18 protein-coding genes are annotated in these 20,959 nt (G+C 72.9%); 7 read left to right on the forward strand and 11 right to left on the reverse strand.

What is annotated here, in order from left to right; genetic code table 11:
• Positions 1-144: 144 nt before the first annotated feature.
• From ACWCXX_RS23250 to ACWCXX_RS23265, 4 genes are all read left to right on the forward strand, one after another.
• Entirely contained in the window at positions 145-615 is a 471-nt protein-coding gene (locus ACWCXX_RS23250) for a DIP1984 family protein (RefSeq protein WP_451130146.1), read from the forward strand.
• Positions 616-1,058: 443 nt separating this feature from the next.
• Entirely contained in the window at positions 1,059-1,793 is a 735-nt protein-coding gene (locus ACWCXX_RS23255) for a thioesterase II family protein (RefSeq protein ID WP_451130148.1), read from the forward strand.
• Positions 1,793-2,881, forward strand: a complete 1,089-nt coding sequence (locus ACWCXX_RS23260) for an AfsR/SARP family transcriptional regulator (protein ID WP_451130150.1) — start codon at positions 1,793-1,795, stop codon at positions 2,879-2,881. Before ACWCXX_RS23255 ends, ACWCXX_RS23260 begins: the two co-directional genes overlap by 1 nt.
• 181 nt (positions 2,882-3,062) lie before the next feature.
• Positions 3,063-4,451: a serine/threonine-protein kinase gene (locus ACWCXX_RS23265; protein ID WP_451130152.1), complete on the forward strand. Its 1,389-nt coding sequence runs from the start codon at positions 3,063-3,065 to the stop codon at positions 4,449-4,451.
• A gap of 31 nt (positions 4,452-4,482) precedes the next feature.
• Here ACWCXX_RS23265 and ACWCXX_RS23270 read toward each other — a convergent pair whose 3' ends face one another.
• Positions 4,483-5,502 carry a 3-oxoacyl-ACP synthase III family protein gene (locus ACWCXX_RS23270; protein ID WP_451130154.1) on the reverse strand — a complete coding sequence of 340 codons (1,020 nt, stop codon included), beginning with the start codon at positions 5,500-5,502 and terminating at the stop codon, positions 4,483-4,485.
• Positions 5,499-6,260 carry a thioesterase II family protein gene (locus tag ACWCXX_RS23275; protein WP_451130156.1) on the reverse strand — a complete coding sequence of 254 codons (762 nt, stop codon included), beginning with the start codon at positions 6,258-6,260 and terminating at the stop codon, positions 5,499-5,501. Before ACWCXX_RS23275 ends, ACWCXX_RS23270 begins: the two co-directional genes overlap by 4 nt.
• 291 nt (positions 6,261-6,551) lie before the next feature.
• On the opposite strand from ACWCXX_RS23275, the gene ccrA reads away from it, so the two are divergent.
• The 3 genes from ccrA (at position 6,552) to ACWCXX_RS23290 (ending at position 10,276) form a co-directional block, all read left to right on the forward strand.
• Positions 6,552-7,904 (forward strand): crotonyl-CoA carboxylase/reductase, encoded by a 1,353-nt coding sequence (gene ccrA / locus ACWCXX_RS23280; protein WP_451130158.1) that lies wholly within the window; start codon positions 6,552-6,554, stop codon positions 7,902-7,904.
• Positions 7,901-9,652, forward strand: a complete 1,752-nt coding sequence (locus ACWCXX_RS23285) for a 3-hydroxyacyl-CoA dehydrogenase family protein (RefSeq protein ID WP_451130160.1) — start codon at positions 7,901-7,903, stop codon at positions 9,650-9,652. The genes ccrA and ACWCXX_RS23285 overlap by 4 nt, the downstream gene beginning before the upstream one ends.
• 72 nt (positions 9,653-9,724) lie before the next feature.
• The gene (locus ACWCXX_RS23290) at positions 9,725-10,276 is read left to right on the forward strand and encodes a YciI family protein (RefSeq protein WP_451130162.1); all 552 of its coding nucleotides are present in this window, start codon (positions 9,725-9,727) and stop codon (positions 10,274-10,276) included.
• A gap of 84 nt (positions 10,277-10,360) precedes the next feature.
• Here ACWCXX_RS23290 and ACWCXX_RS23295 read toward each other — a convergent pair whose 3' ends face one another.
• From ACWCXX_RS23295 to ACWCXX_RS23335, 9 genes are all read right to left on the reverse strand, one after another.
• Positions 10,361-12,877, reverse strand: coding sequence for an AAA family ATPase (locus ACWCXX_RS23295; protein ID WP_451130164.1), 2,517 nt, complete (start codon positions 12,875-12,877; stop codon positions 10,361-10,363).
• A gap of 11 nt (positions 12,878-12,888) precedes the next feature.
• Positions 12,889-13,437 (reverse strand): flavin reductase family protein, encoded by a 549-nt coding sequence (locus tag ACWCXX_RS23300; protein WP_451130166.1) that lies wholly within the window; start codon positions 13,435-13,437, stop codon positions 12,889-12,891.
• A gap of 176 nt (positions 13,438-13,613) precedes the next feature.
• Positions 13,614-14,450 (reverse strand): 4'-phosphopantetheinyl transferase family protein, encoded by an 837-nt coding sequence (locus ACWCXX_RS23305; RefSeq protein ID WP_451130168.1) that lies wholly within the window; start codon positions 14,448-14,450, stop codon positions 13,614-13,616.
• The gene (locus tag ACWCXX_RS23310) at positions 14,447-16,447 is read right to left on the reverse strand and encodes a beta-ketoacyl synthase N-terminal-like domain-containing protein (RefSeq protein WP_451130170.1); all 2,001 of its coding nucleotides are present in this window, start codon (positions 16,445-16,447) and stop codon (positions 14,447-14,449) included. Before ACWCXX_RS23310 ends, ACWCXX_RS23305 begins: the two co-directional genes overlap by 4 nt.
• 14 nt (positions 16,448-16,461) lie before the next feature.
• Positions 16,462-17,346, reverse strand: a complete 885-nt coding sequence (locus ACWCXX_RS23315) for an acyl carrier protein (protein WP_451130172.1) — start codon at positions 17,344-17,346, stop codon at positions 16,462-16,464.
• Positions 17,347-17,573: 227 nt separating this feature from the next.
• Positions 17,574-18,440 carry a ScbR family autoregulator-binding transcription factor gene (locus ACWCXX_RS23320; RefSeq protein WP_451130174.1) on the reverse strand — a complete coding sequence of 289 codons (867 nt, stop codon included), beginning with the start codon at positions 18,438-18,440 and terminating at the stop codon, positions 17,574-17,576.
• 16 nt (positions 18,441-18,456) lie between these two features.
• Positions 18,457-19,293: an AfsR/SARP family transcriptional regulator gene (locus tag ACWCXX_RS23325; protein WP_451130176.1), complete on the reverse strand. Its 837-nt coding sequence runs from the start codon at positions 19,291-19,293 to the stop codon at positions 18,457-18,459.
• Between the two features lie 241 nt (positions 19,294-19,534).
• Positions 19,535-20,179 (reverse strand): ScbR family autoregulator-binding transcription factor, encoded by a 645-nt coding sequence (locus ACWCXX_RS23330; RefSeq protein ID WP_451130178.1) that lies wholly within the window; start codon positions 20,177-20,179, stop codon positions 19,535-19,537.
• A gap of 79 nt (positions 20,180-20,258) precedes the next feature.
• On the reverse strand, positions 20,259-20,959 hold a 701-nt coding region (locus ACWCXX_RS23335; RefSeq protein ID WP_451130180.1), incomplete at its 5' end, for an acyl-CoA carboxylase subunit beta.

Consider the following 20,959-nt stretch of genomic DNA (forward strand, 5'->3'; position numbering starts at 1 on the left):
CGGATTTCTGCGCCGGACCCGCACCGGCACTCCAGTGGCTGGCCAGGTGGCTGGTCAGGGCTCCAGCGGCTCAAAAACCAGATGCGTATGAGTTGGTTCGCATTCATATACTTGTGACGGCTCATGGAGGGAGAGACGGAAACAGTGAAGCTTGCCGAGGCACTGGCAGAACGTGCAGAAGCGGCGCGCCGTGTGGAACAGCTGCGAGCGCGGGTCGTCGACAGTGCGCGGTACCAGGAAGGGGAGACACCCGCCGAGGACGCAGCTCAGCTGTTGGCCGAGGCCGGTGAGGTGCTGGACACTCTGGAAACGCTGATCCGGCGGATCAACCGGACCAATGCCACCGTGGAGATGGGTCCGGACGGCACGCTCACCGATGCCCTCGCACACCGGGATGTCCTGCGGTTGCGTCACTCCGTGGTCACCGCCGCGGCGGACGCGGCGGCGGGCAAGGGCGAGCGGGGATACGGCCGGCAACTTCGGTCCGAGCTGATGATGCTCTCCGCGCTTCCGGTCGCCGAGTTGCGTGATCAGGCGGATGCACTCGCCCGGGAGATCCGCGAGGTCGATGTGCGGATCCAGCGTACGAACTGGGAGGTCGACCTGCTGGACTGAGCAGTCCAGCAGGCTGGAACGATGTGGAGCAGGTAGCAGCTTCGGAGGCGTGCACACACCGAGGGCCGGCGGTTTTCCAGCCCACTCCGGGCGCGTGAAGAGCAACGCGGGGTTCGACTCCCCATCAACAGCGCAGCTCAGCACCGTGTACAGGTAATGGTGCACATCGCACAGCACATCACCACGTGCAGATCCGAGGCGGCGAGGGCGGGTTCGGGGCTTTCCACATCGCAGCACCAGGACAGGCCGTGTCATGGGCGGTTGTGTTCATGGGCGGTCCCGGGGCGTGCTTGGAACGTAGTCGTTCAGCCGTGCGCCCTCCGTCCAGGGGAAGTGCACACGTGCTCGAACCGGGCCGGAGGAATGATCACCATTCGCGCGCATCGACTATGGTCCGGTACTCCGACCGTAGACCACGGCCCCAAGACGGAGACGGAATCAGCATGGAGCTGCGCCTGTTCGTGTTCCACCACGCGGGTGGTTCCCATCTGCTCTACCGCGACTGGCCCGACCGTTTCCCGGCCGACTGGGAGGTGCGTCTCGTCGACGCTCCCGGGCGCGGCCTGCTGGCGGACCGGCCCGCCATCGGGGACGCCCTCCAGCTCGTGGACCACTTCCTCACCGAACTGGATGCCGAACTCACCGGTCCCTACGCCCTGTTCGGCCACAGCATGGGTGGCCTCGTCGCCTACGAACTCACCCGCAGGCTCCTCGCGGAGGGCCGCACCCCGCCGGTCTGGCTGGGGCTTTCGGCACGTGGGACGCCGCGCCCCGAGGGCGACGGGACCCAGCGGTACCTGCTCGACGATGCCGGGCTGCGCCGGGAACTGACCGAGATGGGCGGTACGCCCACCGCGGTCCTGGAGGACCCGGACATGTGGGAGCTGTTCGGCCCGGCCATCCGGGGTGACCTGCGGCTGGTGGAGACCTGGCGGCCCGTTCCCGACCCGGCGCCCCTGCCCGTACCGTTGTCCGTCTTCGGCGGCACCGGCGACGCGGCGGCGCCGCCCGCCCGGCTGGCCGGCTGGGCGGACCGGTCGGAACACTTCCTCGGTCTGCACCTGTTCGAGGGCGGACACTTCTACTTCCAGCCCGACCCCGCCGCGCTGACCGGGCGGATTACCGAGGACGCCCGGCGGGCGCTCGCTCTCGCCACGTCCGCCCGCAAGGTGCCGTGATGGCCGTGCTCGAACTCGCCCCGCCGTCCACGGCGCCGGTTCTCCCGGCCGCGACGGACGACGGCGGGATCGAGTTCCGGCTGCTGGGACCGGTGGAGGTGCACGACCCGCTCACGGGAGCGAGCATCGTCCCGCCGGGCTCCAAACAACGCGCCCTGCTCTCCGCGTTCGTCGTCCACGCCGGACAGCTCCTGCCCGGCGACCGGCTGACCGCCGAACTCTGGGGCGACCGTCCCCCGGCCAACGCCGCGAACGCCCTCCAGGCCCATGTCGCCCGACTGCGACGGCTGCTTCCGTCCCCCGGCCGCACGACGGACGGCGACGCCACCGTGAGCAGCGGCACGGCGGGCGGCAGCACGGTCGACAGCGGTCGGGAGTGGATCAGTACCCTGCCGGCCGGCTATCTGCTGAACCTGGGCCCGGCCACCACCGACGTCCAGCGCTTCCACCGTCTGTCCGCGAAGGGCCGGGCGATGCTCGCCTCCGACCCCGGCCGCGCCGCCGAACTGCTGCGCCGCGCCCTGGCCGTGTGGCGCGGGCCCGCCCTCCAGGACAGCGGTCCCGGACAGATCTGCGCCACCGAGGCCGACCGGCTGGAGGAGAACCGGCTCACCACCCTGGAGACGTTGTACGAGGCGAGCCTGCGCTGCGCCCGGCACGGCGAGATCACCGGCGAGCTGGAGAAACTGACGGCCGATCACCCACTGCGGGAGCGCTTCTACGACCTGCTGATGCTCGCCCTGTACCGCGGGGGCCGCCAGGCCGAGGCACTGGGGGTGTACGAGCGGGCGCGCCGTCGGCTGAGGGGCACGCTCGGCATCGAGCCGGGGCCGGCGCTGCGCGGCCGGATGGAGGCGATCCTCCACCATGCCCCCACCCTGTCCGCCCCGACCCCGACGGCGGTCCCCGACCCGGGCGACGAACTGGCCCGGCTGCGACGCCGCGTCGACGAACTGGGCCGGGAGCAGGAGGCGCTGTCCCGCCGCATCGACGCCCTGACCGCCCGGCTGCCCCGGGACCTGCCCGCCCGGGACCTGCCCGCCCCGGTCGGGTCCGCTCGGGTCGGCCCGTCTTGCGACGCTTGGTGATCGTCCCGTCCGGGGAGGCGATGAGGTGTCCGCCCCCGTAATCACTGTTGACGCGGAGCCCCCAGGCCCTCCTGACCTCCCGCCCTCCTCGTTCTCCGGACCGGGGTGGTGAGACGATCTCCTCCACCGCATCGGCGGGGATCGGCCGGGGTGGCCGGCGGAAAGGACTGTGGGGGACCGCGTGAGTACAGGGGGCGGGGCGCTCGGTGCGCCCGGCAGCCGCATCGGCTCGTACACCATCGAACGCAAGCTCGGCGAGGGCGGGATGGGTAGCGTGTACCTCGCCCGGTCCCGCGGCGGGCGGGCCGTCGCCGTGAAGGTGGCCAGGTCCGAACTGGCCGCCGACCCCGTTTTCCGCGAGCGGTTCCTCGCCGAGGTCGCCGCGGCACGTGCCGTCGGTGGCTTCCACACCGCGCCCGTCGTCGACGCCGATCCGGACGCCCCGGCGCCCTGGCTCGCCACCGCGTACGTCCCCGGGCCCACGCTCGCGGAGTTCCTCCGTACGCAAGGGCCCATGGACGAAAGGGCGTTGAGGGCGCTCGGGGCCGGTCTGGCCGAGGCTCTGGAGGCCATCCACCGGTGCGGGCTCGTCCACCGCGACCTGAAGCCCGGCAACATCATCATGGCCGACGACGGTCCCCGGGTGCTCGACTTCGGCATCGCACGGGCGTTCGAGTCGACCCGTCTGACGGCGACGGGCCACGCCTTCGGCACCCCGGGTTTCCTCGCCCCCGAGCAGGCGACGGGCGACGAAGTCACCGGTGCGGCGGATGTGTTCGCCCTCGGAGCGGTCCTTGTCGCGGCGGCGGGCGGCAGCGCGTTCGGCGGAGGGACGCCCATGGGGATGATGTATCGCACGGTGCACGAACCCGCGGATCTCGACGTCGTGCCCGAGGGGGTACGGCATGTGGCGGCGGCCTGCCTGGCGAAGGAACCGGAACGGCGCCCGACGACCGACCAGCTCCTGGACTGGTTCGAGACACCGGCGGAACGGACGGAGGAAGGCGAAGCGCCCACCCCCGACCCTCGCCAACTGCTGGCCTCGACTTCAATCCCGGCTCCAGCTCCAGCTCCGAGGCCGACTCCGGCCCCGACTCCCACTCCGGCTCCGGCTCCGGCGGACCAGGCGGCCACGTACGTACCGACGCGGGTGGACCTGCCACCCCAACCCTCCCACGCCCCGCACGCTCCCACCTCACCCGTCCCCACTCCGCATGTCCCCGCCCCGCACGTTCCCGCCGCCGAGGACGAGGTGTTCATCGCCGCGGACGCCGAATCCAGCATCCTGGTGGACGCCGACGGTGTGATGTTCACCCTGTACCGGACCGGTGCCCCGTCCCAGGGGGCGGGGGACGAGGACCCCGACCGGTCGGAGGTGGAGGCCGAGTTCTCCTGGCCCGAGATCGCCGACGTCACCTGCCGCACCGTGCGCCGCACACGGCTGCTCGTCACCCTCGTACTGCACGACGGCTCGTCGTACTCCTGCGAGGTCAACGCCCGCCGCGCCGCCCACCTCCACACGTGGAACCAGGGCCTGGCCGACGCCCTGCGGCGGTATCTGCGGCGCTGAAACGGGCCGGGCCGCCCCTGTCGGAAGCGCCCTAACGGCCCCAGCGCAGCAGAGCGGTTCCGAGGGTCATGCCGCCGCCGAATCCCGCCAGCAGCACCAGATCGTCGTCGACCGGCCCGCCCGTGCGGCGGGCGTGGTCGAGTGCCAGGGGGATCGAGGCGGCCCCGGTGTTCCCGTGCCGTTCGACCGGGAGGTGGACCCGTGCCGAGATCAGTCCGAGTCCGGCGGCCACGCTCCGCAGCATCTCGCCGTTGGCCTGGTGCGGTACGAAGTGGTCGATCTCGTCGGCCGTGACCCGGAAGGCGTCGAGGGTGCCCGAGACGGCGTCCGGCAACTCCCGCTCCACGAAGGCCCGTACGTCCCGCCCCTGCATCCGGAAGAAGTGGTCGCCGCGGGCGACGGTCTTCTCCGACGCGGGTTTCCTGCTGCCGCCCGCGGTGACGCCGATCAGTTCGTGCAGATGGCCGTCGGTGCGCATGCCCGTGCCCAGGAGCCCCCGGCCGTCGGGCACCGGGCCGAGCACCACGGCGCCCGCCCCGTCCCCGAACAGCGGTGCGGTCCTGCGGTCCGTGGGGTCGATGATGCGCGAGTAGACCTCGCTGCCGATGACGAGCCCCAGGCGCCGCCGCCCGTCGGTCTCGGGCACGGCCAGCAGCCGGGAACAGGTGTGCAGTGCGGCGATGAATCCGGTGCACACGGCGTTCACGTCGAAGGCCGCCGCCCGGCGCGCGCCGATGCGGTGCTGCACGAACGCGGCCGTGGCCGGCTGCGGATGGTCGGGGGTGGAGGTCGCGACGACGATCCAGGCGAGGTCCGCCGGGCCGGCCCCGGCATCGGCCAGGGCCCGCACGGCGGCCTCGGTCGCGAGGTCCGAAGCGGCCTCGTGGTCCGCCGCCCGGCGCCGCTCGCGGATGCCGGTCCTGCGCTCGATCCATTCGGCGGTGACCCCGGCCCGAGCGGCGACCGTCTCGTTGGTGACGACCCGTTCGGGCAGGTACGAGCCGGTGCCGAGGATTCCGGTGCCGCCCGGCGCGGGCGAGTACACGGTCATGCCGCCACCGGGGTCCGGGTCAGCCGCTCCCGGACCGTGCGGAGCACCTCTTCCTGCTCGTCGACGAGGAAGAAGTGGCCGCCGGGCAGCACCCGCAGGCCGAAGGCCGACCGGGTGTGGTTCACCCATGCCTGTACGTCCTCGACCCGCGCCTTGGGGTCGTGGTCGCCGGTGAACGCGGTGACGGGGCAGTCCAGGGCCGGACCCGGGCGGTGGCGGTAGCCGCGCACCGCCCGGTAGTCGGCGCGCAGCGCGGGCAGGATCATGCGCAGCGTCTCCTCGTCGTCGAGCAGCGTGCCTCCCGTCCCGTCCAGCTTCCGGATCTCGGCGACGACCTCCTCGTCGGTGTTCGGGTACCACGCGTCCGCGCGGTCCAGCGAGGGGGCGCTGCGGCCGGAGACGAACAGTTCGACGGGGCCGTGGCCCGCGGCTTCCGTCCGGCGGGCCACTTCGTAGCCGACGACGGCGCCCATGCTGTGCCCGAACAGCGCGTACGGCCGGTCCGTCCACGGTTCCAGCGCCTCGGCGATCCGGTCGGCGAGCGCCTCCAGGTCGGTGGCGGCCGGTTCGGTGCGGCGGTCCTGCCGGCCGGGGTACTGGACGGCCAGGACCTCCACCTGCGGCGAGAGCTCCCGCGCCACTGGGAAGTAGAAGCTGGCCGACCCGCCGGCGTGCGGCAGACAGATCAGGCGTACGGGCGCGTCGGGAGCGGGCCGGTAGTTCCTGAACCAGGGGTTGTCGCCGGGAATTCCCGTCATGAGTTCTCCTAGCCGATCCGATGTTCCGGTCCGATGTCCGGTGCGACGTTCCGGTCCGCCGTCCGATCCGACGTTCCGATCCGATGGTCGATCCGACATCTGGTCCGAGTGGGGCCTGCGCACAGGATGGGTGCGCGCCCCGCTCCCGGGCCTCCCCTAACCGCCCCCTAGACCGGGCGCGCGTCTTCAGGGGGCTGACAGGGGTGCCCCGTGGGCGGTGCGGTGCCCCACGCTGGGCGGACAGTGGCCCGCTTCGCTCTCCTCGGCTCTCAAGAGAATCAGGGAATTCACGTGGACGAGATCATCAGTGCTCTTCTCTCCGAGGACGCGACGCCGCGGGACTTCGCGGGTCTGCGGCTCCCGGAGAGCTATCGAGGTGCCGTGGTCCGCAAGGAGGACACCGGCATGTTCGAGGGAATGGCCTCCGCGGACAAGGACCCGCGCAAGTCGCTGCACCTCCAGGACGTGCCGACCCCCGAACCGGGTCCGGGCGAGGCCCTGGTCGCCGTCATGTCGAGCGCCATCAACTACAACACCGTGTGGTCGTCGATCTTCGAGCCGATGCCGACCTTCGGCTTCCTGGAGCGGTACGCCAAGCGGTTCCCCGGCGCCGCCCGCCACGACCAGCCGTACCACGTCCTCGGTTCCGACCTGGCGGGGGTGGTGCTGCGTACCGGGCCCGGGGTGAACCGGTGGCGGTCCGGCGACCGGGTCGTGGCGCACTGCCTGTCGGTGGAGCTGGAGTCGGCGGACGGCCACGACGACACGATGCTCGACCCGGAGCAGCGCATCTGGGGCTTCGAGACCAACTTCGGCGGCCTGGCGCAGCTCGCGCTGGTGAAGTCGAACCAGCTGATGCCCAAGCCCGAGCACCTCAGCTGGGAGGAGGCGGCCTCCCCTGGCCTGGTGAACTCGACCGCGTACCGCCAGCTGGTGTCCCGCAACGGCGCCGGCATGAAGCAGGGCGACAACGTGCTGATCTGGGGCGCCAGCGGCGGACTCGGCTCGTATGCCACCCAGTTGGCGCTGGCGGGCGGCGCGTATCCGATCTGTGTGGTCTCCAGCGAACGGAAGGCGGAGATCTGCCGGGCGATAGGCGCCGAGGCGATCATCGACCGCGGCGCCGAGGACTACCGGTTCTGGAAGGACGAGCACACCCAGGACCCGCGCGAGTGGAAGCGCTTCGGCAAGCGCATCCGCGAGCTGACCGGCGGCGAGGACGTGGACATCGTCTTCGAGCACCCGGGCCGCGAGACCTTCGGCGCCTCCGTCTACGTCGCCCGCAAGGGCGGCACGATCGTCACCTGCGCCTCCACGTCGGGGTTCAGGCACGAGTACGACAACCGCTACCTGTGGATGTCGCTCAAGAGGATCGTGGGCTCGCACTTCGCCAACTACCGCGAGGCGTGGGAGGCCAACCGCCTGGTCGCCAAGGGGAAGATCCACCCGACCCTGTCGAAGGTCTACTCCCTGGAGGAGACCGGCCAGGCCGCGTACGAGGTGCACCGCAACCGCCACCAGGGCAAGGTCGGGGTGCTGGCCCTGGCCCCGCGCGAGGGGCTCGGCGTCCGGGACGAGGAAATGCGCGAGAAGCACATCGACGCCATCAACCGGTTCCGGGAAGAGGAGGCGCGGACCTCATGACGACCGCACGACAGAGCAGCACGCCCGTGACGGGCATCGTCGGCCTGGGATCGATGGGCGAGGCACTCCTGCACCTGCTGCACGGGGCGGGCCACACCGTCGTCGCCGTGGACACCGACCTGGACGTCCTGGCCCGCGTGGCCGGGCGGCTCAAGGCCGCCACCGCCGCCGGGGACGGCCCCGACCGTCCCGACGTCACCTTCACCGCCGACCACACCGCGCTGCGCGCGGCCGGTCTGGTCGTCGAGGCGGTGTCGGAGGACCTCGCCGTCAAGACCGATGTGCTCGGCCGGATCACCGCGGTCTGCCCGCCCGGCACCCCCGTACTGACCACCACGGCGGCGCTGCCCGTCGCGCGGCTGGCCGTCGCCACCGGCAGGCCGGCCGACGTGGCGGGGCTGCGCCTGTTCACCCCGCCCGTCACCGGCGGCCCCGTCGAACCGGTGCGTACGGCCCTGACCTCCCCGGAGACCGCCGCCGCCGTGGACGCGCTGGTGGCCTCGGCCGGGCTCACCCCGGTCACGGTCGGCGCCCGGCCCGCCGCCGACGCCACCGCCCTGGTCCTCGGCTTCCTCAACCGTGCCGTCGTCCTCTTCGACGAGGGCTACGCCACCCGGCACGACATCGACACCGCCATGCGGCTGGGCTGCGGACTGCCGGCCGGCCCGCTGGAGACGCTCGACCGCATCGGTCTCGGCACCGCCCACGCCGTGCTGACGGAGCTGTGGCGGCGCACCGGCGACAGCGCCTTCGAACCCGCCCCGCTGCTCAGCCGGCTGGTGGCGGCCGGGCGGCTCGGCCGCACCACCGGCGAGGGTTTCCACACCTACGACGAGACCGGTGCCGTGCTCGGCCGCCCGGCCGACGGCCCCGGCGAACCGGACGGTGTGCTGGTGCGCCGGGTGGGTGTGCTCGGCTCCGGCGCGATGGCGCGCGGCATCGCCGAGGTCACGGCCACGGCGGGACACCCCACGGTCCTCGTGGCCCGCGACCCGGAGAAGGCGCAGCGTGCGCTGGACGCCGTCGCCGACTCCCTGACCCGGGGCGTGCGGCGGGGCCGGGTCACCGTCGAGGCCAAGGACTCGGCCCGTGAACTCCTCTCCGGTGCCCACGACATGGCGGCGCTGGCCGACTGCGATCTGGTCGTCGAGGCGGTCGCCGAGGACCTCGACGTCAAGCGTGCGATGTTCGCGGCGCTCGGCAGGATCTGCGCCCCCGGCACGGTGCTGGCCACCACCACGTCCAGTCTCCCGGTCGCCGCGTGCGCCGAGGCGTCCGGCCGCCCGGCCGACGTCGTGGGCATCCACTTCTTCAACCCGGCGCCCGTGATGAAGCTGGTGGAGCTGGCGCACACGGACGCGACGGCCCCGACGACCCTGGCGACGGCGCGCGCCTTCTGCCGCACCCTCGGCAAGACGGCGGTGACGTGCCCGGACCGCACCGGCTTCATCGTCAACAGCCTGCTGTTCCCCTACCTCGGCGCGGCCCTCGCCCTGCTGGAACGGCACGACGTGAACATCGAGGAGACCGACCACGCGATCCGGTCCGGATTCGGTTACCCCATGGGCCCGTTCGCACTGCTGGACACCATCGGCCTCGACGTCTCGCTCGCCATCCAGAACCGGCTGTACGAGTTCTTCCGCACCCCCGAGCACGAACCGGCGGCGGTCCTGGACGAGTTGGTGTCCGCGGGCCTGCTCGGCCGCAAGAACGGCCGGGGCCTGTGCACGGCGGGCGCCCGCCGCTGACGGACGCCGGGGCACGGCCGGCGCGGTGAAACCCGCTCGACCGTGCCGCCCCCTCGAAGAGATCCTGGGGTCATGGAATTCCTCTGCTACCACCGCGACCGGTCCGGCTCCATGCCGCTGCGCGGCACGTTGTCGGAAGAGCACTGGTCGTACATGGACCGGTACGAGAAGGAGATGATCGCCCGGGGTCCGACCTTCGCCGGTACCGACGGGCCGCCCACCGGCAGCGTGCACATCGTCGATCTGCCCGATCCCGCCGCCGCCCGCGCGTTCGCCTTCGACGAGCCGAACTACCAGGCCGGTGTCTACCGGGACGTGCTGCTGCGGCGGTGGCGCAACACACTGGGGCGCACCATGTGGGACTTCCCCGGCGGCCGGACCGGCGGCAACCGGTACCTGGTGCTCGGTCTCGGTTCGGGGGAGGCCGCCGATCTCGCGGTGCCGCCCGGCCGGGACGAGCTGATCGCCTACGGGCCGCTGCTGTCCGACGACGGCACCGCCTGGCTCGGCACGGCCGCGCTGCTCCGGGCACCGGACCCGGACACGGCACGCGCCGTCCTGACCCGGGACCGGTACGCCGACGTCGAGGTGCACGACTGGCAGTTCGGCGGGCGACCCGACTGATCCGAGGGCGTCCGGCCGGTGCCGCCGCCGCAGTCTTCCGGACCGTCCGGTGGTTCCGTTTTCCGCCCGCACCGGGAGCCCCTCTCAGTGCGGGCGGGCCGCCACCAGGTGTGCCAGGTCCCCGCGCGACTTCACGCACAACTTGCGGTAGACCCGGGTCAGATGCTGCTCCACCGTGCTGGTGGTGACGTACAGCCGGGCCGCGATGGCCCGGTTGGTGCAGCCGTCGGCCGCCAGTACCGCGACCCGTCGTTCGGCCTCGGTCAGTGCGGCGATCGGGTCGCCGTTCGCGGCGTCCTCCCCGCGCAGCACCCGCAGGGCATCGGCCGCCGGGGTGGCCCAGTCGACGGCGCCCCGCGGTTCCAGCCGCCACCCGGCCAGCATGTCCCGGCAGGCGTGGAAGTCGCCGAGTGCGGCCTTCGGCCGTCCGACGGCCAGTTGGTGGTGCCCCCTGGCCAGCAGGTAGTGCAGCCCGGCCCGGGTGCGGAACATCGCGGCGGGCACGGGGACGCGCAGCCACCGCACGGCCTCCTCGTACGCGCCCCTCCGGGTCGCCGCCAGCACCGCGGCGGACAGCGGCATTCCGATGGCCACGCCCCACGCCCCCGGCGACATCAGCGACAGCGCCCGCTCCGCGTGCTCGGCCGCGAGGTCGTACGCACCGGTACGGCCGTGCACCACGGCCGCCGCGGCGGCAACCACCGCCCGGCGGACCGAGGTGGCCCGCGTCCGGTCCCCGCCGGCCGTCAACCCGCACCACCGGGCGGCCCGCCCGGTCTCCCCCGTGTGCAGGAGCGCCGACAGGACGGCGGTGACGGGTGCGGGAGGCGCGTGGTCGTAGACGATCGACGCCAGCACCCGCTCGGCGGCCTCGTCCCGGAGCTCGTCCGCGCCGACACCGTCAGCGCCCTGGGGGGAGGGCCCGCCTCCGTGACCGCCGTACGGGAACGGTCCGGGGCCGTCAGCACCGTACGGGGAAGGCCCGGCACCGGCACCCCCGTGCGGGAAAGCCCCGTGCGGGGAAGGCCCGGCATCGTCGCCGCCGTGCAGGAAAGCGCCGGGCGGGAACGGTCCAAGGCTCGTCCCCGGATAGACGTACGCCAGCGCCGCGGCCGGTCCGCCCAGTGCACTGGTTCCGTCCGTCCCGTCCGCCCCGTCGGGGTGCGGGGCCCGGGGCAGGGCCCGTACCACCTCGGTGGGGCGTCCGTGCCACAGCAGCAGTCCCATCGCTCCCACCGTGTCCTCGGCCGTCTGCCACCGGGCGCCGAGGGTCCGTTCCAGGGCGGGCAGATGCCGGATCACCGCCGCGGGGTCGGCCTCCCACTCGGCACGGGCCAGCATCGTCAACAGCCCGGCCCCCTCGCGGCCACCGGCCCGATGGGCGGTGCGCAGGAACTCCGCGGCCTGCCGTGCCCCGCCGGAACTCATCGTGTGCCGGGCCGCCTCGGCGAGCAGCGGTACGGCCCACCCCGGGCCGGGTCCGCCACCGGCGGTGTCCGCGGCGACCAGGTGGCGGGCGACCGAGGCCGGTTCGGCGCCGTTCTCGTACAGCATCCGGCCCGCCGTGGTGTGCAGCCGGCTGGACTCCCGGGCGGACAGTTCCTCCAGTACGGCCGCCCGCACCCCTTCGTGGCGCAGCCGTCCGCCGTCCAGCAGTCCGATCGCGTCGAGTTCGGCCAGACGGGGGCCGACCGCGCGCTCGGGGATCTCCAGCAGCCGGGCGAGCAGGGTGAGCGTCGCCGCGTCGGCGAGCACGGCCAGGGCCCGCGCGGCCGAGACCGCCGGGGCACCGGCACCCCGCAGACAGCCGGTGACGGCCCGCCGGAACGCCGTGCCCGCCACCGGGCGGGACGGCCGCACCGGCTCGCAGTCCCGGTGGTCGTCGAGCAGCCCGCACAGCAGTCGTGGGTTCCCGCCGGTGAACCGGTGCCAGTCGGGGGCCAGCCGCCGCGCCGTCGGCAGGTCCATCCCCCCGCCCCGGGGCGCGGCCAGGAACGCGGCGACGCCGTCCTCGTCGAGGGGCGTGAGCGGTACGGGTGTGCAGCGGGGGTGTCTCAGCAGTTCGGCCAGGGGCAGGGGCAACGGGGGCCCGGAGTGCGACCGCGGCAGGCCGCTCATCACCAGCAGGACCCGGTTCGCGGCGAGCCGCCCGCACACGTACAGCAGGCACCGGGCGGAGACCTCGTCCATGTGGTGCGCGTCGTCGACGAGGACCACCACGGGGGCGGTCACGGCGAGTTCCCGCAGGGCCTCGTGGAGCACCGCCGGCTCGTCGGCGGGCTTCCCGCGCCCGGCCGGCCGGGTGGGGGAACGGAGCGGCGACGGCACCGCGCGATGGCGTTCGGCGTCCGGTCCCGCGCCACTGAGCAGTTGCCCCACGACGCCGAGCGGCAGATCCGTCTCGGCCGGTGAGGCGGACGCGTCCAGCACCAGCGCACCCGTTTTCCCGGCCCGCTCGGCGAAGACCCGCAGCAGAGCACTCTTGCCGGTGCCGGGACTGCCGGTGACGAGCACCGCACCGCCCCCGCCCTGCCGGGCAGTCACCAGGTTCCGGTCGAGCAGGTCGAGTTGTGCGTCCCGCCGGGCCAGCCGCACCGGCACCCCCCACGTCGTCAGGCCACCCGGATGGCCGCCGTTCTCTCCTGGGAAGTCTGCACAGGAACATGGAAGCCTCGCTGGTACCAGACCAGAGCCCCGCTGGAGCCGTTCGTGCGCACCTCGGCCGGGCTGCCCAACAGCAGGTCGTGGTCGCCCGCGGGCACGACGTCCGCCAGGGTGCAGCGCAGCAGCACGGCCGCGTCCGGCAGGTACGGCAGACCGCTGCCGGGCCATGCCTCGAACTCCCCGTCGGCGAACCGGTCCGTGCCGGTGGTCGCGAAGCGTCGTGCCAGTGCGCCGTGCCGGCCGCCGAGCACATTGACGACGAACTCCCCCCGGTCGAGGAGGGGTTGGTGGCAGCCGGAGCCGCGGGTGACGCCGACCAGGACGAGCGGCGGGTCGAGGGAGACGGAGGTGACCGAGCTGGCGGTGAACCCCCGTGGGCTCCCGTCGCCGTCCGCGGTGGTGACGACGGTGACGGGCGCGGCGAGCAACGCCATGGCGTCCCGGAATTCCCGGGCGCCTGTCGCGGCGGCCCGCGGCGGTGTGTACGGCACGGTCACAGAAGGGGCTCCCTCGGTCGGCGGCCGGCCCGCGCGGGTACGAACACGTCGCGGCCGGCCCGCGCTGTCTCGCACGGGCCGGTGGCCGGTCCGTGCGTGGGCGCACCCATCGTCGGCCGGTCCGCCCACCGCCCGGAACCCCGAAGAACCCCCTGTCCTCGCCCCCTACGCCGCCATTACGCCGCCATGGCGACCGGTTCCGGCAGGGCCAGCAGCCGGGGCGCGCCACGGTCCCACGGAAAGCCGTGGTGCAGATGGAAGACGGGTGGTATGTCCGCGTCGGCCGCCACGGCCACGGCCGCCAGGACGTCGGGCACCGGTTCCAGTTCCAGGAACCGCCACGGCAGCGCGGTCTCGTTCTCGGGCGGGCGGAAGCCCTGTACTCCCCGGTCCTCGGCCAGAGTGAAGGCGAAGCTGTCGAAGGGCAGCCCGAGCCCCAGCCCGCGCGCCTTGGAGTACGCCTCCTTCAGCGTCCACAGCCGCAGCACCCGGCGGTCCCGGGGGCGGCCCGGTGCCGCCCGGCCCACCCACTCCTGTTCCTCGGGCGCGAAGGTCTCCACGATCGCGTCGAACCCCTGGTCGCCCCGGTCGAGCCGTTCCACGTCCACCCCGATCCGGTGGCGCCGGACCACGCCGAGGAAGTTGTGGCCGTGGGCGTGGGAGAGGTTGAAGTCCAGCTCCCGGCCGCCGCGCGGCAGCCCCTCCACCGGCTTCTGCAGGAACGGCCGCCCCCGCGAGGAGCGCCAGATCACGGCCTCCGCCTCGGGCACACCGCTCTCCAGCGCCAGCACCCGCCGTACGAGCGTGTGGGCTACGAGGTACTGACGCCGGTCGCGCTCGAACAGGAACCGGCTCGCGATCTCCCGCTCGTGCTCGTCCAGCCAGTGCGCGGCCAGGGTGGCGGCGATCCCCGGAGTGAGCTCGTCGTTGGGGCAGAACCACAGCTTGACGGGTTCGGACCGGGCCGGTGCGAACTTGTCGACGGGGCGCTCCACCACCGAGAGACCGGTCATCCGGGTGCCCCCTTCTCCTCCGTGCCCTCCTGGCCCCCCAGCCACAGGGGGCGTCGCAGGAACGCCGAAGGGGGCAGCGGCACCAGGGCTCCGCCGACGCCCGTCCCGGACTCCAGCGCGGCCCAGTCGATGGCGAGACCGGACAGCCAGAGGCGCGTCAGCTGCTCGACGCGCCCGGCCCGCCACAGCGCGCCGAGGTAGTCGTGGGTCTCCGGTACGTCACCCAGGCCCAGCGGATCGGTCCCGCCGGTACGCAGGTCCGCGTACCGCACACCAGCAGTGCTGTGCACACCACTGCTGCGGTCACCCGCTCCGTGCGCGCCCTCGCCGTCCGTACCGCCCATGTCGTTTCGGACGAACTCCCGCAGTGAGCCGACCAGTTGGGGTATGTCGCGGGCGAGCAGCGCGATCCGGCAGGGACGTGCCTCACGGCCGGCGCGCAGGGCACGGGCCACATCGACGAGCGCCACTCGTTCGTCTCCGGTGGTGGTGTCCCCGCTCCTGCCGTTGTCCGAGGCGAGCCAGTCGGCCAATCTGGTTGCCGTGGCGGCGAGATGGCCGGGGGTGGGCGCGGAGAGCAGGATCAGCTCGTCGCGTCCGGCGGCGTCACCGGTCCCGCCACGCTCCCTGTCCTCATCGGTCGCATCGGTCTCATCGGCGCGGGTACCCCTGTCGGCACGAACGGACCCGGCCCCGGGGTGCCGGGCCGGTACGAACTCCTCCAGAACGGCGTACGCGTCGAACGGCCCGCCCCCGCCCGTCATCTCGACGACGGCCGTGCGGGGCAGCTCGTGCCCCTGTGCGTCGCGGGGCCTCGGCCACGGCGTGGCCGTGTCCTCGCCCCGGGCGGGAGCGAGGACGCCGTACCGCAGTTGGAGCACGGCGGCGGTCAGCGCGGCGAGACCGGTGACGGCCCCGGCGTCGCCCACCCGGCAGGCGGTCGTCTCCCGGGTCTCGCGCAGCCCGGGTGCGCCGGTCCCGGAGCCGGTGCCCGCAGAGGTGGAACGCACGACGGCGTGCACATGGTCGCCGTCGGCCAGCGCGCGGGCGAGCGGCTTGAGCACCACGGCGCCCACGCCCTCCCCCACGCCCTGTCGGCCGCGCGAGGGGTGCAGCAGCAGTTCGACCCCGCCGGCCACCGCCGCCGCGCACTCCCCGCGCCGCAGTGCGCCGACGGCGAGGTGCACCGCGACGAGGGCGGAGGACTCCGCGGTGTCGACGGCCTGCGCCGGCCCGCTCAGTCCCAGCAGGCCGGAGAGCCGGCCCGCCACGCTCCAATGGCCGCTCTCGGGCATCTCCCGCCCGCCGCGCGCCCATGCCTCGGCGGCCACCAGCGCGTAGTCGGCGGCGCTGACCCCGGCGAACACCCCGAGGCCGCGCGGCGCGCCGCCCGGACCGGTCAGGGCGTCGAGCCGGGTGCCGGTGCAGCCCGCGTCCTCCAGCGCCTCCCAGACGGTTTCGAGGAAGAGCCGCTCCTGGGGATCGATCAGCCTCGCCCGCCGGTCGGTCAGCCCGAAGAAGTCCGCGTCGAAGTCGGCGACCCCGTCCAGGAAGTGTCCGCGCTGCCCCGCGCTCAGCAGCGACGCGCCGGGGCGGCAGAGCGGCGCGCCCGACGAGGTGTCCCGCCCTTCGCGCAGGTTCTGCCAGTAGGCGCGCAGGTCGGGGGCGAGCGGATAGCGCCCGGCGATCCCGACGACGGCGAACCGGTCCTCGACGTCCACGGCCCTACCGGCCCGGCGGACCTGCGGCAGGCCCTGCGCCGGAACCCGCGAAGGAGCCGACGAGGAAACCGCCGTCCCCGCCCGGGGGCGTACCGGACCGGGGCCCGGCGACGGGACCCGGTCGTGGGCCTCCGGTGTCACCGCGCCCGGGGCCCTCGGCAAGACCGGCTCCGGGGCGGGGCCGGATGCGGCCTCCAGTCCGGCCAGCAGCCGCACGGCCTGCCCCCGTTCCAGGGTGCCGGCCTTGAAGCGGGTGAGTATTTCTCGTTCGTCCATTGCCTTCCGCCCGTTCACGCCCGCCTGGGCAGCAGAGTGAGCGCCTCGTCGACGGAGAGCCGGTCGTCGCGCACCGCGTCGAGCAACGCCTGCAGCCCCGGGGACTCTGCCTCCGCGACCGGCTCCGCCGCCGGTACGGCCGTTGCCCCGGCCATCGGCGTGGTCGTCGCCCCCGTGGTGACGTGGGCGATGTGCGAGGCCATCGCGGCGAGATCGGGGTGTTCGTAGAGCGCGACCGCCCGCTCCTCCATGCCGTACGCGTCGTTGATGACCGCCACGAACTGCGCGCCGATGATGGAGTCCACGCCGAGGAGGTTGAACGCGGCCGTGGGGTCGATGTCCCACGGGTCGCAGCACAGGATGCGGGCAAGTTCCTCGCGCAGGTGGTCGAGGATCTCCCTCGCGCCGATCCCGGAGGGCGCGGACGCGGCGAGCGGACCTTCGGGCGGCGGAGGCGCGGAGGCGGGGGCCGACACCGACACGGGCGGCACCGAAATCGGCATCGACATCGGCACGGCGGGCCTCGGCCCCGGCATGACGGGTGCAGGCCCCTGGGCCTGGATCACGGCCGGGCGCCGGGCACCGGACGGCGACACGGCCTCGTCCCCGGAACCCCCTGCCCCCAGCTCGCTCGCCACGTGCCGGGCGAAGGCCAGCGGAGTCGGATGGTCGAACAGGGCAGCCGCCTTGACGGCCGTGCCGTACCGGGCATTCACCGTGGCGACGAACTCCACGGTCAGCAGCGAGTCGAGCCCCAGTGAACGGAACGTCTGCCCAGGGTCGATCTTCTCCGGCTTCAGCCGCAGTACGTCGGCGAGGACCACCACGACCTCGGTCACCACGTCGGGCGGCGGCGCGGCAGCATCCGCCCTGAGGGAATTCTGACGTTCATGGGGCATGGATGGGCTCCAAAGTGTCCGTCCCGGCTGGCCGACGAAAGAAGTATCGAAGGCGCGTCCGACCGGCGGCTATCGCCGTCCGTGCTGAAATGTGCAGCCGTGGGCTGGTCCCCGGGAGGGAGCACTCCCCCGCGACTACTCCGTACGAGCGAGCCGTGTCACCGTGCACGGCCTCTCGGGCAGCCCGTTCAGGCGCCCCATTCAGGCAACCTGTTCAGGCGGCCCGTTCAGGCAGCCCGTTCCCCGGCCGGACTCCCGGCGGTGACCGCCGGATCGCCGTTCACACCACCGACCGGAGCGTGAGCGCCCGCGGTGGTCACGGGTGCGTGAGCGGCTGCGGCAGTCACCGGGGCGGGGACGTCCGTCGCGGGCCCGGCGGCGTGGCCGCCTGCCGCGGGCACCGGCCGGGGGGCGTCCGCCGGGGGCACCGGCGCGTGGGGGTTTCTGGCGACGACCTGCGGCCGGGGGTTCCCGGCAGCGGCAGGCGGACGGGTGCGGTAGCGCGCCACGTCACCGGGCGGCACGAGCGCCGACAGCAGCGGCTTCCACAACGCCGCGACCCGGTCGCCGAGTTGCGGGTACGACATGCCGGTGCCGGCCAGCACCCCGATGCCGCACACCGTCGCGGACAGCAGCGCCTCGGGCCCGTCCCCCACCTCGCGGTCCTGCAACGCGCCCGCCTCCCGGGCCTGGCCGAGGAGCCGCAGCACCTCGGTGATCCACGCCTGGTGGAAGTCGGTGACGGGCGGCCGCCGCCCGGTGCACTCGTTGGTGATCCGGAAACTGGCCCGGATGACCGGATCGTCGTGGAACGTCCGTGCCAGCCAGTGCGTCATGTCGATGAGCACCTGCACCGGCGGTACGCCCGCCTCCCAGTGCTCCCGGATGAAGTCCTGCAACATGTCGCGGCCCCGCTCCTGCACCGCGTCCGCGAGCCCGTCCTTGGAGGCGAAGTGGAAGTACAGCGCCCCCTTCGTCATCCCGGCGGCCCCGGCGATCTGTCCCAGCGTCGCGTTGGCGTAGCCGTTCCGGTTGAACATCTCCGCGCCCGCGCGAACCAGCCTCTGCCGGGTCCGCTGCGATCTGGCCTGCATCTTCGCTCCCCTCCCCTCAGCCGACCCGGCTGAGGCGCTCGCGACCACCGCCGGCGGCGGCCGGGTCGAGGGCGGACTCCGGACCGGACATCAGGATCGACCGCTGCAACCGCCGCAGCCCGGCGGACGGCTCGAACCCCAACTCCCGTACCAGGACGGAGCGCAGCCGCTGGTACACGTCGAGCGCCTCGCTGCGGCGCCCGGAGCGGTACAGCGCCAGCATGAACTGACCGTGCAGGTTCTCGTGCGTGCGGTAGCGGCTGACCAGCACGGTCAGCTCGCCCAGCAGCTCCCTGTGCCGACCCAGTCGCAGATCGGCCTCGATGCGCTGATCGAGCGCGCAGAGCCGGGTCTCGTCCAGCCGCCGGGTCTCCATCTCCAGCTGCGTCCCGGTCTGCACGTCGGCCAGCGCGGCGCCGGTCCACAGCGCGAGCGCGTCGCCCAACTGCCGTGCCGCGCCCGGGAAGTCACCGGCGTCCATCGCCCGGTACCCCAGTCCGGCCAGCCGCTCGAACTCGCGGACGTCGCTGGTGCCGCCGGAGGTGTTGAGCAGATAGCCGCCCGGCGTGGTGACGAGCACGTCCTTGGCGGAACGGGGCCCGACCCCCTCCGGGTCCTCCCGCAGCGCGACCGCGATCAGGTCCCGCAGCTGCAGTACGTACGTCTGCAGGGTCGTACGGGCGCTGCGCGGCGGCCGGTCACCCCAGAGCTCCTCAATCAGTGTGGCCACGGGCACGACCTGATCGGCGTGCAGCGCCAGCAGGGCCAGGACCTGCCGCGGCTTCGGGGCCGTCGGCGTCACCGAGAGCCCGTTCTCACGGACGGCCAACGCGCCCAGTACATCGATATCCACGCCGTCTCCCCTGTTCGTGCATGAATCATGAGCTCCGAAGTACCTCGAGTAAAAAACAGGACGTACGGTTTGTCAATATCAAACCGAACGCGCTGTTTCTTTTGACTCGCTCTTGACGCTCAAAATCCTTCCTCACCTGGAGATTTGATGAGGGCACAGAAAGAACGACCCCTCCTCGCCCGGTGGGCGAGGAGGGGTATCCAGCAAGATCCATTCTCGACGAAGCCTGAAAACAGCGTGATCAGTCTGTTGCTTGCGCGGGCCTGACGACCCTGCGGCCGGAAGCCCCGGCCGTCACCGGCTGCTCCCGCCCGGCCGCCAGACCGGGCAGCACCAGCTCCCAGAACCCGGCGATCGTCTCCTCCGACAACCATGCCCTGTCCTCACCGCCGAGCACCTCGAAGCCCACGGTCGCCGCCATGATGGCGGGCGAGGCATCGCCCGGCGACACGCCTTCGGCCAGTCCGCCCTCCTGTTCGGCGCGCCGCAGCATGTCCTCGATCCACTGCTGCCACTCGCGCCGCAGAAGGGAATCCTCCCCCCGGGCCGGGTCGCCGCCCAGCTCGAAACCGGCCCGGACGACGATGTCGTCGGCCAGCCGGCCCATCAGCTCGTGCGTGGTGTCCATGAGCATCCGCAGGCCTTCTCCCTCCCCGTCGCGCGCCTTCCCGGTGATGCCGCGCACGGTCTGCGCCGCTTCCTCCTCGACGGCTCGGGCCAGCGCCTTCTTGCTCTCGAAGTGGAAGTGCAGCGCGCCGTTGCTCACCCCGGCCCGGCGGCTGATCGCGGTGAGCGAGGCGGGCACGAAGCCCTCCCGCGCGAACACTTCGGCGGCGGCACGGATCAACGACTGACGTGTGCGGGCCGCACGGTCCTGCTTGACCATCAAATGTCTCCTGGCTACGGGACTCGGCGGTACGACCCCCCGATCGGGACCGGTCCCGCCGCGCCCCGTCGTTCATTGCTTACTGTGGGGGGTTGCCGTGCTTGCGGGACGGCAGGTCGGCGTGCTTGTTGCGGAGCATGGCGAGCGAGGCGATCAGCACCTCGCGGGTCTCGGCGGGGTCGATGACGTCGTCGACCAGCCCGCGTTCGGCCGCGTAGTACGGGTGCATCAGCTCGGCCTTGTACTCCTTGACCATGCGGCGGCGCATGGCTTCCGGGTCCTCGGCGTCGGCGATCTGCCGACGGAAGATGACGTTCGCCGCACCCTCCGCACCCATCACCGCGATCTCGTTGGTCGGCCAGGCGTAGGTCAGGTCCGCCCCGATGGACTGGCTGTCCATGACGATGTACGCACCTCCGTACGCCTTGCGCAGGATCAGCGAGATCCTCGGCACCGTGGCGTTGCAGTACGCGTACAGCAGCTTCGCCCCGTGGCGGATGATTCCACCGTGCTCCTGGTCGACCCCGGGCAGAAAGCCGGGTACGTCCAAAAGAGTGATGATGGGGATGTTGAATGCATCACACATCTGGACGAAGCGGGCGGCCTTCTCGGACGCCTCGATGTCCAGGACCCCGGCCAGGGACTGGGGCTGGTTGGCCACGATCCCGACGACCTGCCCGTCCATCCGGGCCAGGGCGCAGATGATGTTGGTGGCCCAGCGTTCGTGGATTTCGAGGTAGTCGCCGTCGTCGACGAGTTCCTCGATGACCTTGTGCATGT

Source organism: Streptomyces sp. NPDC001732 (assembly GCF_053596315.1).

Excerpts from the sequence above, each read along its gene's own strand:
- ACWCXX_RS23255 (WP_451130148.1), top strand. The coding sequence starts at position 1,059 with ATGGAGCTGCGCCTGTTCGTGTTCCACCACGCGGGTGGTTCCCATCTG.
- ACWCXX_RS23260 (WP_451130150.1), top strand. The coding sequence starts at position 1,793 with ATGGCCGTGCTCGAACTCGCCCCGCCGTCCACGGCGCCGGTTCTCCCG.
- ACWCXX_RS23270 (WP_451130154.1), bottom strand. The coding sequence starts at position 5,502 with ATGACCGTGTACTCGCCCGCGCCGGGCGGCACCGGAATCCTCGGCACC.
- ACWCXX_RS23275 (WP_451130156.1), bottom strand. The coding sequence starts at position 6,260 with ATGACGGGAATTCCCGGCGACAACCCCTGGTTCAGGAACTACCGGCCC.
- ACWCXX_RS23285 (WP_451130160.1), top strand. The coding sequence starts at position 7,901 with ATGACGACCGCACGACAGAGCAGCACGCCCGTGACGGGCATCGTCGGC.
- ACWCXX_RS23290 (WP_451130162.1), top strand. The coding sequence starts at position 9,725 with ATGGAATTCCTCTGCTACCACCGCGACCGGTCCGGCTCCATGCCGCTG.
- ACWCXX_RS23305 (WP_451130168.1), bottom strand. The coding sequence starts at position 14,450 with ATGACCGGTCTCTCGGTGGTGGAGCGCCCCGTCGACAAGTTCGCACCG.
- ACWCXX_RS23310 (WP_451130170.1), bottom strand. The coding sequence starts at position 16,447 with ATGGACGAACGAGAAATACTCACCCGCTTCAAGGCCGGCACCCTGGAA.
- ACWCXX_RS23315 (WP_451130172.1), bottom strand. The coding sequence starts at position 17,346 with ATGCCCCATGAACGTCAGAATTCCCTCAGGGCGGATGCTGCCGCGCCG.
- ACWCXX_RS23320 (WP_451130174.1), bottom strand. The coding sequence starts at position 18,440 with ATGCAGGCCAGATCGCAGCGGACCCGGCAGAGGCTGGTTCGCGCGGGC.
- ACWCXX_RS23330 (WP_451130178.1), bottom strand. The coding sequence starts at position 20,179 with ATGGTCAAGCAGGACCGTGCGGCCCGCACACGTCAGTCGTTGATCCGT.